The 14,163-nt window shown below is 75.5% G+C and carries 15 protein-coding genes; 8 read left to right on the plus strand and 7 right to left on the minus strand.

Features of this window, described 5'->3' with window-relative positions; all coding sequences use genetic code 11:
- Positions 1-73 precede the first annotated feature (73 nt).
- Both ABT048_RS10885 and ABT048_RS10890 read left to right on the plus strand, forming a co-directional pair.
- On the plus strand, positions 74-1,084 hold the full coding sequence (locus ABT048_RS10885) for a S1C family serine protease (protein WP_350521016.1): 1,011 nt from the start codon (positions 74-76) through the stop codon (positions 1,082-1,084).
- Between the two features lie 112 nt (positions 1,085-1,196).
- A complete protein-coding gene (locus ABT048_RS10890) occupies positions 1,197-1,571 on the plus strand; it encodes a hypothetical protein (protein ID WP_350521017.1) in 375 nt (124 codons plus the stop codon).
- A gap of 243 nt (positions 1,572-1,814) precedes the next feature.
- Here ABT048_RS10890 and ABT048_RS10895 read toward each other — a convergent pair whose 3' ends face one another.
- A complete protein-coding gene (locus tag ABT048_RS10895; RefSeq protein ID WP_350521018.1) occupies positions 1,815-2,225 on the minus strand; it encodes a hypothetical protein in 411 nt (136 codons plus the stop codon).
- 12 nt (positions 2,226-2,237) lie between these two features.
- Positions 2,238-2,801 carry a universal stress protein gene (locus ABT048_RS10900; RefSeq protein ID WP_350521019.1) on the minus strand — a complete coding sequence of 188 codons (564 nt, stop codon included), beginning with the start codon at positions 2,799-2,801 and terminating at the stop codon, positions 2,238-2,240.
- A gap of 259 nt (positions 2,802-3,060) precedes the next feature.
- Here ABT048_RS10900 and ABT048_RS10905 point away from each other — a divergent pair, with 259 nt between their 5' ends.
- Together ABT048_RS10905 and ABT048_RS10910 are read left to right on the plus strand one after the other, a co-directional pair.
- The gene (locus ABT048_RS10905) at positions 3,061-3,408 is read left to right on the plus strand and encodes a GntR family transcriptional regulator (protein ID WP_350521020.1); all 348 of its coding nucleotides are present in this window, start codon (positions 3,061-3,063) and stop codon (positions 3,406-3,408) included.
- Complete coding sequence (locus ABT048_RS10910) at positions 3,405-4,427, plus strand: DUF1648 domain-containing protein (RefSeq protein WP_350521021.1); 1,023 nt, start codon at positions 3,405-3,407, stop codon at positions 4,425-4,427. The genes ABT048_RS10905 and ABT048_RS10910 overlap by 4 nt, the downstream gene beginning before the upstream one ends.
- 175 nt (positions 4,428-4,602) lie before the next feature.
- On the opposite strand, the gene ABT048_RS10915 is transcribed toward ABT048_RS10910, so the two are convergent.
- Complete coding sequence (locus tag ABT048_RS10915) at positions 4,603-5,811, minus strand: hypothetical protein (protein WP_350521022.1); 1,209 nt, start codon at positions 5,809-5,811, stop codon at positions 4,603-4,605.
- 191 nt (positions 5,812-6,002) lie between these two features.
- On the opposite strand from ABT048_RS10915, the gene ABT048_RS10920 reads away from it, so the two are divergent.
- Entirely contained in the window at positions 6,003-6,752 is a 750-nt protein-coding gene (locus ABT048_RS10920; RefSeq protein WP_350521023.1) for a hypothetical protein, read from the plus strand.
- 168 nt (positions 6,753-6,920) lie between these two features.
- Complete coding sequence (locus tag ABT048_RS10925) at positions 6,921-7,760, plus strand: SAM-dependent methyltransferase (RefSeq protein ID WP_350521024.1); 840 nt, start codon at positions 6,921-6,923, stop codon at positions 7,758-7,760.
- A 55-nt stretch (positions 7,761-7,815) separates the two neighbouring features.
- On the opposite strand, the gene ABT048_RS10930 is transcribed toward ABT048_RS10925, so the two are convergent.
- Both ABT048_RS10930 and ABT048_RS10935 read right to left on the minus strand, forming a co-directional pair.
- Positions 7,816-8,490, minus strand: coding sequence for a response regulator (locus ABT048_RS10930; protein WP_402803159.1), 675 nt, complete (start codon positions 8,488-8,490; stop codon positions 7,816-7,818).
- Positions 8,491-8,540: 50 nt separating this feature from the next.
- Positions 8,541-9,773, minus strand: a complete 1,233-nt coding sequence (locus ABT048_RS10935; RefSeq protein ID WP_350521026.1) for a sensor histidine kinase — start codon at positions 9,771-9,773, stop codon at positions 8,541-8,543.
- A gap of 147 nt (positions 9,774-9,920) precedes the next feature.
- On the opposite strand from ABT048_RS10935, the gene ABT048_RS10940 reads away from it, so the two are divergent.
- Both ABT048_RS10940 and ABT048_RS10945 read left to right on the plus strand, forming a co-directional pair.
- A complete protein-coding gene (locus ABT048_RS10940; protein ID WP_350521027.1) occupies positions 9,921-10,859 on the plus strand; it encodes an ABC transporter ATP-binding protein in 939 nt (312 codons plus the stop codon).
- Positions 10,856-11,716 (plus strand): ABC transporter permease, encoded by an 861-nt coding sequence (locus tag ABT048_RS10945; protein WP_350521028.1) that lies wholly within the window; start codon positions 10,856-10,858, stop codon positions 11,714-11,716. The genes ABT048_RS10940 and ABT048_RS10945 overlap by 4 nt, the downstream gene beginning before the upstream one ends.
- A gap of 53 nt (positions 11,717-11,769) precedes the next feature.
- Here the strand turns inward: ABT048_RS10945 and ABT048_RS10950 are convergent, their stop codons facing one another.
- Together ABT048_RS10950 and ABT048_RS10955 are read right to left on the minus strand one after the other, a co-directional pair.
- Complete coding sequence (locus ABT048_RS10950) at positions 11,770-12,411, minus strand: maleylpyruvate isomerase N-terminal domain-containing protein (protein WP_350521029.1); 642 nt, start codon at positions 12,409-12,411, stop codon at positions 11,770-11,772.
- Positions 12,412-12,508: 97 nt separating this feature from the next.
- Positions 12,509-14,044: an MFS transporter gene (locus tag ABT048_RS10955; RefSeq protein WP_350521030.1), complete on the minus strand. Its 1,536-nt coding sequence runs from the start codon at positions 14,042-14,044 to the stop codon at positions 12,509-12,511.
- Positions 14,045-14,163: the final 119 nt, after the last annotated feature.

Raw genomic sequence — 14,163 nt, forward strand, 5'->3', positions numbered from 1 at the left:
GCGGCGGAAGCATCGGCGACGCAGCGTTGTTGGAAAGCGGGAGAAGCCGCGCCGGCGAAAAGGGGTGAGCACCGTGGCCGACACGCTCCCCGGGCCCGAGCACGTACCCGGCGGCGGCACGACCGGCCCCGACGGCGGAGCCGCCGAGGCGCTGGACGCCTACTCGCGGATCGTCACCACCGTCGCTGCCGCGGTGACTCCGCGCGTCGCCGCCCTCCAGGTGCCCCGCCGCGGCCGGGGCGGCTGGTTCAGCACCGCGCTCGGCTCAGCGGTGGTCTTCACCGACGACGGCTTCCTGCTGACCAACGCCCACGTCGTCGGCCACGCCGACGCCGGGACCCTGGCCTTCGCCGACGGCACCACCTCCCCCTTCCACACCATCGGCGCCGACCCGCTCTCCGACCTGGCCGTGCTGCGCGCCGACGGCCCGACCCCCACCCCGGTGCGGCTCGGCGAGGCCACCGCCCTGCGGGTCGGGCAGCTCGTCGTCGCCGTCGGCAACCCGCTCGGGCTCGCCGGGACGGTCACGGCGGGCGTGGTCAGCGCCCTCGGCCGCTCGCTCCCGGCCCGCTCCGACACCGCCGTACGCGTCATCGACAACGTCATCCAGACCGACGCCGCCCTCAACCCCGGCAACTCCGGCGGCGCACTGACCACCGCGACCGGCGAGGTCGTGGGCATCACCACGGCCGTGGCCGGCAACGGGCTCGGCCTGGCCGTCCCGATCGACGCCACCAGCCGGCAGATCATCGCCACCCTGCTCACCGACGGCCGGATCCGCCGCGCCTACCTGGGCCTCGCCGGCGTGCCCGCGCCGCTGCCGCCCACCCTGCGCCGGCGCACCGGGCAGCAGACCGGCCTGCGGATCGTCGAGGTCGTCCCCGGCGCCCCCGCCGACCGCGCCGGACTGCACGAGGGCGACCTGCTGCTCACCGCCGCCGGCGAACCGATGACCAGCGCCCGCACCCTGCAGCACCTGATGCTGGCCGACGGCATCGGCCGCCCCCTGGCCCTGACGGTGCTGCGCGGCGCGGCCCTGGTCGACGTCATCGCCGTCCCGACCGAACTGCCCTCGGACGACTAGGCCGTGGTCCGAGCGCGACCACGGTGAACTCGACGACGGCGGGTCCGAAGCGTGAACGGCGCCGTCTCACGGGTGGTCGCGCGCGGGTTCGGCGTGGGGCGAGAATCGGCGGGTGACCGAAGTGAACGTGGTGCACGTCTTCCTCTCGCGCGGCCGGTTCTCCTCGTACGACGACATCCGCGACCACGTCGACGAGGTGTGGTCGGAGAACGGGGACGCGGAGCCGTCCGCTCTCATGCGCGAGGTCGGGATCGCCGAGCTCGAACCGATGGGCGTCGAAGTCGTCCACGCCCGGGACGACGGCCACCCCGCGCCGGTCGCCCCCGAGGTGCTCCTGCACGGGGCCTCGTACGCCGACCAGTGGCTTCCCCAGGTGGAGTCGGCCGAGCCGGCCGACGCTGCGATCTGCGTCTTCGCCCCCAACGTGGTCACCGACCCGCGCGGCACCTCCCTGCACTACCTCGGCCGGTTCACCTACCGGGCCTGAGGGCCTTCGACCGGGACTGCCGGCGCCACGCGTCGAGGCGGCCGGGCAGGGCGCGCGGAGCGGATCGCCGGGCCGCCCCTGACGGGTGGCCCCGGTCCGAACGTGCGCCCGCTCCGCGCACCCCGTTTCCTGCGTTCCACCGGTTCGGCGGGGGCTCCGGAGTACCGGCCGGAGCCCCCGGCCTCGCGGTGTGGTCCGCCGCCGGCGCACGGGGAGGCCGGCGGCGGACCGTTCGGGAGCGCCTCAGGGCCGGTGGTCGAGGCGCAGCGTCGACACCCGTACGGTGCGCCGTGGCAGCGCCGCGGGCAGGGCGACCAGCAGGGCGGTGGCGGTGAACACCGCGTAGTGCGCGCTCTCCGGCCAGGGGCCGGACCAGCCGAGTTCGGCGTGGCGGTGCTCGGCGAAGGCGTTGCAGCAGAGCCAGGCGGCCAGGCCGACCACCGGCGCGGCCCGGGGCCGGGAGAAGCCGCCGACCAGGCCGCACAGCGCCACGTACGCCACGAAGGCGAGGCCACCGGAGTGCAGTTCGCCGAGCCCGCCGAGGCCGAGCGCCAGCAGGCCGCCCGCGAGCAGGGCGACCGTGCCCGAGGTGCCGACCGGCAGCCGCTCCGGCACGGGGCGGAAGCGGCCGGCACCCGGTCGGGCTGCGTACATCCGCACCGCGGACTACCGCTTCGCCGCGAGGAGTTCGGGCGTCGGGCCGACCGGCAGGTGCCAGCGGGCGCGGCGTTCCCGCGCCTCCAGCTCGTGCAGGTCGTGGAGCAGTGCGGGCACCGGGACGGTCAGCACCGGGCAGCCCGCCCGCCGCGCGCAGTACGCGGACACCGAGCGCCGCAGCCGGCGGCGCAGCAGGCCGCCGCTCTGCCCGAGGACCAGCAGGTCGCCGGGCCGGTCGGCGACGTCGACCAGGGCCGGGCCGGTCTCGCCGCGGATCACCACCGGGCGCAGCGGCACCGCGGGGTCGTTGCCGCCGAAGGCCTCGTCGAGGGCCTGGTGCAGGCGCTGTTCGGCGGCGTCCCGGACGGCCGCGAGCAGCGGCGGGCAAGGCGAGCGGCGGTAGCCGTGCTCACCGCCCGGGGGCTCCCAGGCCAGCACGGGCAGGAGTTCCGCGCCCCGCTCACGGGCCTCGGTCACCGCCCGGTGCAGCGCCGCCAGACTGCCCAGCGACCCGCTGACCCCGACCACCACCCTGGGTGTCCCGCCGTCCTCGTGCCGCTCGATGCCGTGCATGACCCGTCCTCGTGTCGTGGTGGCCGCACCGTGTCCCGGCGGCCGTACTCGTTCACCCAACCGCCGGTCCGGGCGCCCACCGGCACTTCTTGACGGCTCCCTGACGCCCGGTGCGGCGATCCCAACGCACTCCATACGGCGAGGGGCCGGGGTGGCGCGGCTCCCGCAGCCGGGGCACCGCCCACGGCCCACACTCCGCGGTCCGCCGCTCTCGCAGCCCGTAGCCCCCGAGATGAATGGTGCTATCGTCAGTAGCACCATGTTGCTGAAGCTGGACGTCGGGGACACCCGACCACTGCACGAGCAGGTCGCGGGCGCGATCAGACGGGCCGTCGCCGAGGGCGAGTGCGCCCCCGGGGACAAGCTGCCGCCGGCCCGGGAGCTGTCCCGGGCGCTGGGCGTCAACTCCAACACCGTGCTGCGCGGGCTGCGTACGCTGCGCGACGAAGGGGTGCTGGAGTTCCGCCGGGGCCGCGGTGTCACGGTCGCCGCGGGGGCCGACACCCGCTCCGAACTGGTCGACCGGGTCAGGCAGTTGATCGAGGACGCGGCCCTGGCCGGCTACAGCAGGAACGATCTCGTGGACATGATCAGGGGGATGTCGTGACGGACGAAGGATCAGGAACGCACCGGCCAGGGGCCCGGAAGCGTGACGGCTGGGGCGGCCGGGGCGGCCTGTGGGCCGCGCTCGCCTGGTCAGTGGGGGTGCTGGCCCTGCTGGTCGCACTGCCGCTGGCGGCCCGCCACCGGCTGCCGGACCCGCTGGCCACCCACTGGGGCGGACGGGACCCGGACGGTTCGATGTCGCTCACCGGAGCCGTGCTGGTCCCAGCGCTCCTCTGGCTGGTCCTGGTGCTGGTCTCCGCGCTGCTGCAGCGGTACTGCGGCGAGCGGACGCCGGGCTGCGGGGCGGCGGCACTGGCGTCCGGCGGGGTGCTGCTCACGGGGGCGCAGACCGCCGTGGTGCACGCCAACCTGGACCGCGCCCGGTGGCAGGACGCCGCGCCGATGGGCATCGAGGTGGTCCTGGTCCTGCTGGCCACGGCCGCTGCCGGCGTGCTGGCCTGGCTGGCCGGCCGCCGGTTCGGGGCCCGGGCCGACGTGCTTCCGGCGGCCGGGGCGCCGACGCTGGACGTGCCGGAGGGCGAGGAGTTCGTCTGGCTCTCCTGGGCGACGAACCCGTGGCTGCAGCTGCTGGCCGCCGTGCTCGGACTGGTCACGGTGGCGGGTGTGCTGGCGGCCGCGAGCGGGCTGGCCGGCCTGGACTGGTCGCTGGTGCTGCCGTTCGCGCTGCCCACCGTCGCCGTCCTCGTCTGCTCCTCGGTGCAGGCGCGGGTGACCGCCCGCGGCCTGACCGTCGGCTTCGGCCCGTTCGGCCGGCCCGCCCGGCACTGGTCGCCCGCCGACCTCGTCTCGGCCCGCGTCGAGCAGCGCACCGCCGCGCAGGCGGGCGGTTGGGGCTACCGGATCAACGGCCTCGGGACCACGGTGATGCTGCGCGGCGGCACGTGCCTGGTGGTGCGCACCCGCCGGGGCACCGACTTCGCGGTCAGCGTCGACGACGCCGAGCGCGGGGCGGCGCTGCTCAACGCGCTGATCGCGCGCGCCGGGCAGCCGACGGGCTGAGCCCGGCCGCCGGCCGCGCCGGTCCGGTCGGCGGGTCCGGACGGCGGGTCCGGACGGCGGGTCCGGTCGGCGGGTCCGGTCGGCGGGTCCGGCGCCGGGTCCGGCGCCGGGTCCGGACGGCGGACCGGTCCTGCCCGCCGGTCGTTCCCACCCGTCGGCCGGCCCTGCCCGTCGGTCAGTCCTGCCAGTGGAACAGCAGGGTGTCGACCTTCAGCGGCCCGCGCTCGCCGAAGTAGTAGACGCAGAGCCCGGTGACGACGGTGTCCCTGGTGGCCTGGTCCACCCAGCGGAAGCCGGCCCCCTCCAGGACCGGGCGGGCCGGGGCGTCGTCCGTGTCCGTGCCGCCGGCGAAGGGGCCGAGGGTGCTGACGAACAGGCTGTCCTCGTCGAGCTCGATCACGTGGTACGTGCCCTCGCCCGCCCCGTTGTCCTCGTGTGCGGAGACCGGCGGGTCGAAGTCGATCCCGGCGGCCTCCAGCGCCTCGGTGACGCGGCGCAGTCGGCCGTCCGCGTCGACGGGCGCGGGCGGATCGGTGCGGAGCGCCTCGACGCGCCAGCGCGGGTCGGTGTCGCGCTCGCAGCGCGCGGCGTACTCGTGGACTATCGCGTGGCGCATCTCCTCGGGCAGGCCGGGGACGTCGACCCGGGGGCGGCCGAGGCGGTCGTCCCACGCGCGGGCCTCCGCGGTGTCGCCGGTGAGGCGGTGCAGCGCGCAGACCGCCCACAGCGCGGCCTCGACGGGCCGGTCCGAGGCGAGGAGGGCGCGCAGCCGCTCGGGGTCGGCCGCGAGGGTGTGGGCCTGGTGGGCGACCAGGCGGTCCGGGTCGGCGAGGGAGTCGGTGACGTCCTGCCCGGCCCGGTGGCGCAGCCGGTCGCGGGCCAGCCGGTCCTCGGGGCGGGCGTCGCCGAGGCCGGCCAGCACGGTCGGGAGCCCGTGGCGGTCGGCCAGCGCGTCCAGCCCGGCCTCCCCGAACTCCCGCCAACGCGACCAGGGGTGGGCGGCGAGGGTGGCGAGTTCGGCCGTGGCCGTGCGGTCGCCGAGGACGCCACGGGCCTTGAGGAAGGCCTGGCACAGCCCGTACTGCCCGTCCCGGTTCCGGTCCGGGTGCCGCAGCCAGGGCAGCAGTTCGGCGCGGTCGGCGAACAGGTCGAGCAGGGCGACGCGCAGCTCGGCGGTCTCCCCGTGGTTCCTCAGGACGTCGAGCAGGGCGGGGGCGTGCGGCTCCGGCACCCGGCCGGCCAGGGCCTCGACGCAGGCGCGGCGGCGGTACCAGTGCCGTTCCGGGTCGGCCGCGTAGCGGGCGAGCTCGTCGGCGTCGCGGGCACGCAGGGCGGCCGCGTCGTACGGCCGCTCGAAGGGGATCAGGTCATCGATGCTGGTCACCGGGGGGATATTAGGCGGTCGGCGGGCGGTAAACCACTCAAATCAGTGGTGCTTCGAACGCCAATGCGGGTACACAAGTTGACGGTCACTCAGGTTCGGGCGGCGCCCCGTCGACACCGCCCCCGTCCTGTCCCCGGTGGCCGAGAAGTCAGCGGGCGCCCGCGCGCCCGCACCCAAGCAAGGAGGCGTCCGTGACTCACGACTCACGCGCGCAGGACTCCCCGGACACCCGGCGGGGCGTCCAGGACCAACGGACGGTCATGTTCCTCCGCCTCGGCGTCGGGCTGATCGGCATCCTGCTGCCGCCGGCCCTGCCGTTCGGCAACTGGCTGGCCGCCGAGGTGACGGGGCGCAGCACGGAGGGCTTCTGGCCGGGCTCGATGAGCGCCTCGTACTACACCGACACACGGAACGTCTTCGTCGGCACCCTGTGCGCACTCGGGGTGTTCCTGATCTGCTACCGCTTCGACCGCCGGGACGACCGCTGGAGCACGGCGGCCGGGGTCTTCGCGGTCGGGGTGGCGCTGTGCCCGACGTCGCCGGACGGCGCGTCGGACGTCCAGCGCACCATCGGAGTGTTCCACCTGGTCTTCGCGAGCCTGCTGTTCGTCATGCTGGCGATGTTCTGCCTCTACTCCTTCCGCAATCCCCGTTCCACCCAGCCGGCCCGGGTGGGTACGGCCTACCTGGCGGCGGGGGTGCTGATCCTGGTCGCACTGCTGCTGTCCGTCGTGGCCGGGGTGACGGGCATCGGCGACGACTGGTCGGTGCAGCCGCTGTTCCTCTGCGAGTGGCTGGCGACGTGGTCCTTCGGTGCGGCCTGGATCGGGGCCGCGCTCGAACTGGCGGCGCACCGCCGGGGCGGCTCCGAGACGGCGGCCGTGCCCCGGCAGCCGGGCGGGGCGCTGGTGGAACCGAGGCAGCCGGAGGCCCAGTCCTGAGGGCCTGAGGGCCTGAGCCGGTCGGCCTGGGCCCCCGGCCGACCGGCTCAGACCCAGAGCCATACCCGAGGGTTCGTCATATCGTCACACCGGCCGACCGTTACCATGCGCACCAAGGACCGCCACCGAGGCGGCCGGTGACGGATCCCCAGCAACGGGAGGACGAGCATGGCGAACGAGGTCGGGGCGCAGCGCGGTCCACAGGAGGACTACCCGTCGGTGGACCTGCGGATGGACGTTCCGCACTCCGCCCGGGTGTACGACTTCCTGATCGGCGGCAAGACCAACTTCGAGGCGGACCGGGTCGCCGCGCACGCCTCGGTGAAGGCCTGGCCGTCACTCCCGATCTCGATGCGCACCACCCGCGACTTCATGCAGCGTTCGGTGCGCCACCTCGCCGAGCAGTACGGCGTACGGCAGTTCCTGGACATCGGCACCGGCATCCCCACCTCGCCGAACGTGCACGAGATCGCCCAGGCGGTGGCACCGGATTCGCGGGTCGCGTACGTGGACAACGACCCGATCGTGCTGACCCACGCCCGGGCGCTGATGGACAGCACGCCCGAGGGCCGCACCTGTTACGTGGACGCCGACTTCCGCGACCCGGAGTCGATCATCGGCAACGCCCGGCTGCGCGAGGTGCTCGACCTCTCGCAGCCGGTGGCGCTGTCGCTGATCGCGATCGTCCACTTCGTGCTGGACGAGGACGACCCGCAGGGCATCGTGCGCCGCTTCATGGACGCGCTGGCGCCCGGCAGCTTCCTCGCGCTGACCGTCTTCACCGGCGACACCGACCCCGTCGGCGTGGGCGGCGTCGGCCGGGAGTACAACGCGCGCGGCATCCCGCTGCAGATCCGCGACAAGGCCGAGACGGAGGCCTTCTTCGACGGCTACGAGCTGCTCGACCCGGGCGTCACGCTGGTGCACCACTGGCGCCCGGACGCGGACGCCGCGCCCGTCCGGGACCAGGACATCGCGATGTACGCGGGCGTGGCGGTCAAGCGCTGAACCCGTCTCCCACTCCGGCCCGCGGCGGGCCCACGGCGGGCCGCGGCGGCCCCGGTCACCCGGGGACGGAGACCAGGCCCGCCTCGTAGGCCAGGATGACCAGCTGCACCCGGTCCCGGGCGTCGAGCTTGGCGAGCAGCCGGGTCATGTAGGTCTTGACGGTGGCGATGCTGAGCACCAGCTCGGCGGCGATCTCGGTGTTGGACAGGCCCCGGCCGACCAGCGTGAGGATCTCCCGCTCCCGGTCGGTGATCGCCGCCAGCCGGCGCACGGCCTCGTTCCGCGCGCCGGGACCGGCCGGCCGGCCGGGAAGGGCGCCGGGCAGTCGGCCGTCCCGGGAACCGCCCCATGAGCCGGGCGGACGGCCGGCCGCGAAGGCACCGATCAGCCGCCGGGTGACGCTCGGCGCGATCAGCGCGTCCCCGGCGGCGACCACCCGCACCGCGCCGAGGATGTCGTCCAGTGCCATGTCCTTGACCAGGAACCCGGACGCCCCGGCGTGCAGCGCCGCGTAGACGTGCTCGTCCTCGTCGAAGGTGGTGAGCACGACCACCCGGGTCGGACCGCCGGCGGCGGTCACCAGCCGGGTGGCCTCGATGCCGTCCGTCCCCGGCATCCGGATGTCCATCACCACGACGTCCGGGCACAGTTCGGCCGCCAGCCGGACGGCCTCCGCCCCGGTGCCCGCCTCGCCGACCACCTCGATGTCGGTGGTCTCCGCGATGACCATCTCCAGCGCGGCCCGTACCAGCGGCTGGTCGTCGGCCAGGACGACCCGGATCACGCGCGCACCTCCCCCGCGACCGCGGGGACCGTGACCCCGACCGGGATCGCCACCGGCCCCGGGACCGGCAGCGTGGCCGCGACCCGGAAGCCGCCGTCGGCGCGCGGCCCGGCGTCGAACCGGCCGTGCAGCAGGGCGACCCGCTCGCGCAGCCCGGCCAGCCCGAAGCCGCTGCCCGGGTCGCTGCCGTGCCCCCGGCCCCGGTCGGTGACCTCGACGGACAGCTCCCCCGCCGTCCGGGAGTCGACCCGGACCACGCAGGCGTCGGCGTCCGCGTGCCGGACCACGTTGGTGACGGACTCCTGGATGATCCGGAAGGCCGCGAGGTCGATCTCCGGTGGCAGCGCCCGCTGTTCGCCGTGCCGCCGGACCTCCACCCGCACCCCCGCCGCCGTGGTCGCCCCGGCCAGCCGGTCGAGGTCCGCCAGGCCCTGCGCGCCGGTGCCCGGGCCGTCGCCGTCGGCCCGGCGCAGGACGACGAGCATCCGGCGCAGCGCGGCCAGGGTGTCCCGTCCGGCGGCCTCGATCTCGCCGAGCGCCGCCTTGGCGCGTTCGGGCCGGCGGTCGATGACCCGGCGGGCGGCACCCGCCTGGAGCGCGACGATGCCCAGGCTGTGCGCGACGGTGTCGTGCATCTCCCGGGCGATCCGCAGCCGTTCGGCGGTGACCGCCTCGGCGGCCGCCCGGCTGCTCAGCGCCTCGGCGTGCTCCCGGTTCTGCCGCACCGAGCGCCCGACCAGCCAGGCGACCAGCGCGAGCAGCGCGGCGCCGTCGGCGGAGCCGATGTGGGTGCCGGTGAAGATGCCGACGGTGTTGCCGCGCACCAGGCCGATGTGCAGCACCAGGAAGCCCATGACGAGGGCGAACGCGGCCCGCGAGGTGCGGCGCGGCCGGGTGGCGGTGATCAGGCAGAGCGCGGTGTCCACGGCCAGCAGCGCGCCGGGCGGCACCTGGGTGCCGCCGGACCAGCCGTCGGTCTCGGTCCAGGTGGCGATCAGCAGCAGGACGACCGACAGCACCGGCAGCCGGCGCACCGACGCGGCGCCCGCGAAGGCCACCGCCGTGTCGGCCAGGGTGAACGCCCACCCGCCGTGCGCGGCGGCGCCGTGGTGCTGCGCGGAGCCACCGAGCCGGACGGCGGGGTAGGCGGCGGCCACGCACCAGGCGAGCCCGACCCAGACCTCGGGCGGGACGCGCCGGAACAGCGGCGGGGTGGGGGTCGACGGCATGGTCCACGATCGTAACGGCGGCCCGACGAGCCGTCATCCGACCGTGGTTGTACGGCCGGGGGTGACCTGCGCGTACGGCCGGGGGTGACCCGCGTTGTCGACACCGGTCCGATGTGCGGCCGCCGCTCGCCCGGCACCGTGGAACCCATGATCGAAGTCAACGAGCTGACGAAGCGCTACGGCCGCCGCACCGCCGTGCGGACCGCCGTCGACCGCCTCACCTTCACCGTCCGGCCCGGCGCCGTCACCGGCTTCCTCGGCCCCAACGGCGCCGGCAAGTCCACCACGCTGCGGCTGGTCCTCGGCCTCAACGACCCCACCACCGGCAGCGTCACCGTCGACGGCCGACCCTTCCGCGGCCGGCCTCGCGGGCTGCGGCACGTCGGCGCGCTGCTGGACGCGGGCGACGTCCACGGCGGACGCAGCGGCCGCGCCCACCTGCGGGCGCTGGCCCGCAGCAACCGGATCCCGGCCGCACGCGTCGAGGAGGTGCTGGAGGAGGTCGGACTGGGCCGGGCCGCCGGACGGCGGATCGGCGGCTACTCGCTGGGCATGAAACAACGGCTCGGCATCGCGGGCGCGCTGCTCGGCGACCCGCCGGTGCTGCTCTTCGACGAGCCGCTGAACGGGCTGGACCCGGAGGGCGTGCTGTGGGTGCGCGGACTGTTCCGCCGCCTCGCCGCCGAGGGGCGCACGGTGTTCGTCTCCAGCCACATGATGGCCGAGATGGAGCACACCGCCGACCGCCTGGTGGTGATCGGGCGCGGCCGGCTGATCGCCGACGAGGGCCTGGCGGAGTTCTCCGCCCGCAACGCGACGACCTCGGTGACCGTCCGCTCACCCGAACTCCCGCTGCTGGCCGAAGCATTGCGGACGGAAGGCGCCGACGTACAGCTCCACGAGCCGCAGTCGGCGATCGTCACCGGGCTGCCCGCCGAACGGATCGGCGAACTCGCCCTGCGACACGGCGTGGTGCTCGGCGAACTGACCACCCGCACCTCGTCCCTGGAGACCGCGTTCATGTCCCTGACCGCCGACAGCGTCGAGTACCCGGCGGCCGAACACCCGGCTGGAGAACCCCGATGAGCACGACCCACACCGCCCTCACCCCCCTCGCCCCGACCGCCGCACACACCGCCGAACCCGCACCCCGCTTCACCGACCTGCTCGCCGCCGAGTGGATCAAACTCCGATCACTGCGCTCGATCCCGTGGGTGCTCGGCCTGAGCGCCGTGGCCATCGTCGCCGCCAACCTCAAGTCCGCCCTGTACACCCGCGACCACTACACACCGGGCAGCGGCGATCCGGCCGCCATGGCGCAGGTGGCGCTGAACGACGCCTTCAACATCGCCTCCGCCGACATCCTGCTGCTCCTCGGAGGCGGCCTCGGCGCGATCGTCATCGCCGGCGAGTACGCGACCGGGCTGATCCGCACGACGCTGGCCGCCGTGCCCGACCGCAGGGCGGTGCTGGTGGCCAAGGCCTGCGTCCTGGCCGCCGTGATGCTCGGCTTCGGCGTGCTCACCGTCGGCGTGTCTTTCGGCCTCAGCCAGGCGGTCCTGTCCGACTCCGGCATCGGACAGTCCCTCACCGACCCCGCCGCCTTCCGGTACGTCGCGGCGGCCACGCTGTTCGGCCCGGTCTGCGCGCTGGTCGGGCTCGGGATCGGCACCCTGATCCGGCACAGCGCGGGCGCGGTGGTGGGCACCGTCGTGGTGCTGTTCTTCCTCCCGTCCCTCGTCACCGAGCGCTACCGCTGGACGGCCGACCTGCTGCACGCCCTGCCGCTGCCCGCCTGGCAGCGCCTGGCCCGGATCAGCCTGGCCGGCTGGCGCCCCAGCGCCTACCCCGCGACCGTCGCAGGCTCCTGGATCACCCTCGCGGCCTGGTCGTTCGCCTCGGTGGCGATCGCGGCACTGGTGATCCACCGCCGGGACCACTGACGGCCGGGGAAGGCCCGAACAGCCGGCCACTGCCCGCGCCGACCTGCCACGGCTCAGAACGCCGCGATGCTCCCCGGTGCCCGCTCGGCCCGGCTGAGCGCCCGCAGCACGCCCACCCACCCGTGCCGCCGGACCGCCAGCCGGGCCAGCAGTGCGGCCACGGAGTCGGCGGTCTCCGGCGGGAGTCCGGGAGTCGGAACGCCCACGCTGACCGCCAGGTCGTCGGCGTGGACGGCCAGTTCCATCGTCCGGGTCGCCAACAGGTCGTCGAGCGTCAGCGACCACGGCCCCCAGAACGGCAGCCGGGCCGGGCGCGTGCCGTCCGCCGCCGCCAACGCGGTCGTCAGCTCCGCGACGGCGGCGTCGACCCGGCGGTGCAGTGCGGCCGGCCCGTCGGCGGCGAACGCCTCACTGCCCTGCCGGATCCGGACGTTGATGTCCGCGTCGAGCTCCGCGCCGACCCACGCGACCCGGGCGTAGTGGTCCAGCAGGCCGATCGTCGTCTCGGTCGGCGGCGCGGCGGCCAGGGCCTCGGACACGCACAGGACCTGGAAGGCCAGGTGCCCGGCCAGCCCGCCGACGCTCCACTCCGCCAGCGCGCTCGGCCGCCGCCAGGCCTCGGCCACCTCGGGGACGCGGAGCAGCTGTTCGGCCGCGCGGGCCGCGGCCAGGAAATCCGCTCGGGAATCGCTCACGATCCGCTCCCTACCGCACCACGGAGGCCCGGAAACCGGACCCCACCGACCGCACCGGACCGCACCGTCGACCGCCCCACCGCCGCACCGCAGCCGTTCACGAGCCACCGCCACCCGGTCCGCCGGACCCACCACCCCCGTCCGACCCACCCGACCCGGCCGGGGTGGGCGGCGCTCCCGCCACGGTGTCCACCAAGGCCACCAGCAGAGCCGTCAGCACCAGCCCCGCCGCGACCGTCACGCCCAGCTGGAAGGCCGTCGCCCAGTCCGGGTGCCGACCGCGCGCGTGGGCGAAGAACACCGACCCGACGACCGCGATGCCCACCGCCGAACCGACCCGCTGCGCGGTCTGCAGCACGCCGCCCGCACTGCCCGCCCGGGCGACCGGCACCTGCTGGAGGGTCAGCGTCTGGTTCGGGGCGATCACCAGCCCGCTGCCCACCCCGGCGACCAGCAGCGGCAGCGCCGTCGTCCAGCCCACCCGGGGCCCCGACCACAGCTGCACCGCGAGCGCCGCGGCCAGCAGGCCGGCCAGCACCAGCAGCAGCCCCACCACCACCAGCCGCCTGCCGAGCCGGCTCACCAGCCGCCCGCCCACCGCCGCGGCCGCGCCCGAACCGATCGCGAACGGGGTGATCGCCACGCCCGCCGCAAGGGCCGAGTAGTGCAGGCCGACCTGCAGGTACAGCGTGAAGATGAAGAAGATCGCGGTGAACCCCGCGAAGTACGCCAACGACAGCAGCACCCCCGCCGCGTACGGGCGCACCGCGAACAGCGCCATGCTCACCAGCGGCTCGTGCCGCCGCCCGTAGTGCACCTCCCAGCCGACGAAGGCCCCGAGCAGCACCGCCGACACCGGCAGCAGCAGCCACCGCGCCGGGCTGTGCCACTGCTGTGCCTGGACGAACGGCAGCAGCAGCGCGACCGTGCCGGCGCCGAGCAGCACCACGCCGACCGGGTCGAAGTCGCGGTGCCCGGCGCGCTCGGCGGCCGGCGGGGGCGCCGGGAGCAGCCGGTGGGCGATCGGCAGGGCGGCGACGCCGATCGGCAGGTTCACCAGGAACACCCAGCGCCAGCCGTCCTGCGGGCCGGACAGGTGGATCAGCAGCCCGCCGAGCAGCGGTCCGACGGCGGTCGACAGCCCGATGGTGGCGCCGAGCGCGCCGAAGGCCCGGCCGCGGTCGGCGCCCCGGAAGAGGGTCTGGATGAAGCCGGACACCTGCGGGACGAGCACGCCACCCGCCGCGCCCTGGAAGAGCCGGGCCAGCACCAGCCACTCCTGGCTCTGCGCCGCGCCGGCCAGTGCGCTGGCCGCGGTGAACAGGGCGAGTCCGGTGAGGAAGACGGCGCGCCGGCTGCGCGCGTCGCCGAGCCGTCCGGCCGGGACGAGCACCAGGCCGAAGGCCAGCGCGTAGCCGCTGAGCACCCACTGCAGGCCGCTCTCCGACATGTGCAGCCCGGCCCGTACGGTCGGCAGGGCGACGTTGACGATGCTGACGTCCAGCAGGGTCATGAAGCCGGCGACCAGGCAGACCGCGAGCGCCCGCCAACGCCGCGTGTCGGCCCGGCCGCCCGCGGCGGAAGCGCCGGGCGGGTCCGGGTGCGCGGTGGCGGACGGGGCGTCGGGGGTCATGGGAGCCTCTTCCCGGTGTCCGGGGCGGCTTGCTCGCTGCCCGGCCGGTGGTCGGCGGGCTTCGCTCGGCTCATCGTCGCCCCGCCCTCCGGGTACCGCCACCCGGGTCGTACCCGGGC

The sequence above is a fragment of the Kitasatospora sp. NPDC096140 genome, assembly GCF_040303045.1.
In the GTDB taxonomy this organism is placed as follows: domain Bacteria; phylum Actinomycetota; class Actinomycetes; order Streptomycetales; family Streptomycetaceae; genus Kitasatospora.

What these genes read in the sequence shown, in the direction of transcription:
- ABT048_RS10900 (WP_350521019.1), bottom strand. Translation starts at nt 2,801, where the DNA reads ATGCACGGCATCGAGCGGCACGAGGACGGCGGGACACCCAGGGTGGTG.
- ABT048_RS10930 (WP_402803159.1), bottom strand. Translation starts at nt 8,490, where the DNA reads ATGGTCATCGCGGAGACCACCGACATCGAGGTGGTCGGCGAGGCGGGC.
- ABT048_RS10945 (WP_350521028.1), top strand. Translation starts at nt 10,856, where the DNA reads ATGAGCACGACCCACACCGCCCTCACCCCCCTCGCCCCGACCGCCGCA.
- ABT048_RS10935 (WP_350521026.1), bottom strand. Translation starts at nt 9,773, where the DNA reads ATGCCGTCGACCCCCACCCCGCCGCTGTTCCGGCGCGTCCCGCCCGAG.
- ABT048_RS10895 (WP_350521018.1), bottom strand. Translation starts at nt 2,225, where the DNA reads ATGTACGCAGCCCGACCGGGTGCCGGCCGCTTCCGCCCCGTGCCGGAG.
- ABT048_RS10905 (WP_350521020.1), top strand. Translation starts at nt 3,061, where the DNA reads ATGTTGCTGAAGCTGGACGTCGGGGACACCCGACCACTGCACGAGCAG.
- ABT048_RS10925 (WP_350521024.1), top strand. Translation starts at nt 6,921, where the DNA reads ATGGCGAACGAGGTCGGGGCGCAGCGCGGTCCACAGGAGGACTACCCG.
- ABT048_RS10955 (WP_350521030.1), bottom strand. Translation starts at nt 14,044, where the DNA reads ATGACCCCCGACGCCCCGTCCGCCACCGCGCACCCGGACCCGCCCGGC.
- ABT048_RS10940 (WP_350521027.1), top strand. Translation starts at nt 9,921, where the DNA reads ATGATCGAAGTCAACGAGCTGACGAAGCGCTACGGCCGCCGCACCGCC.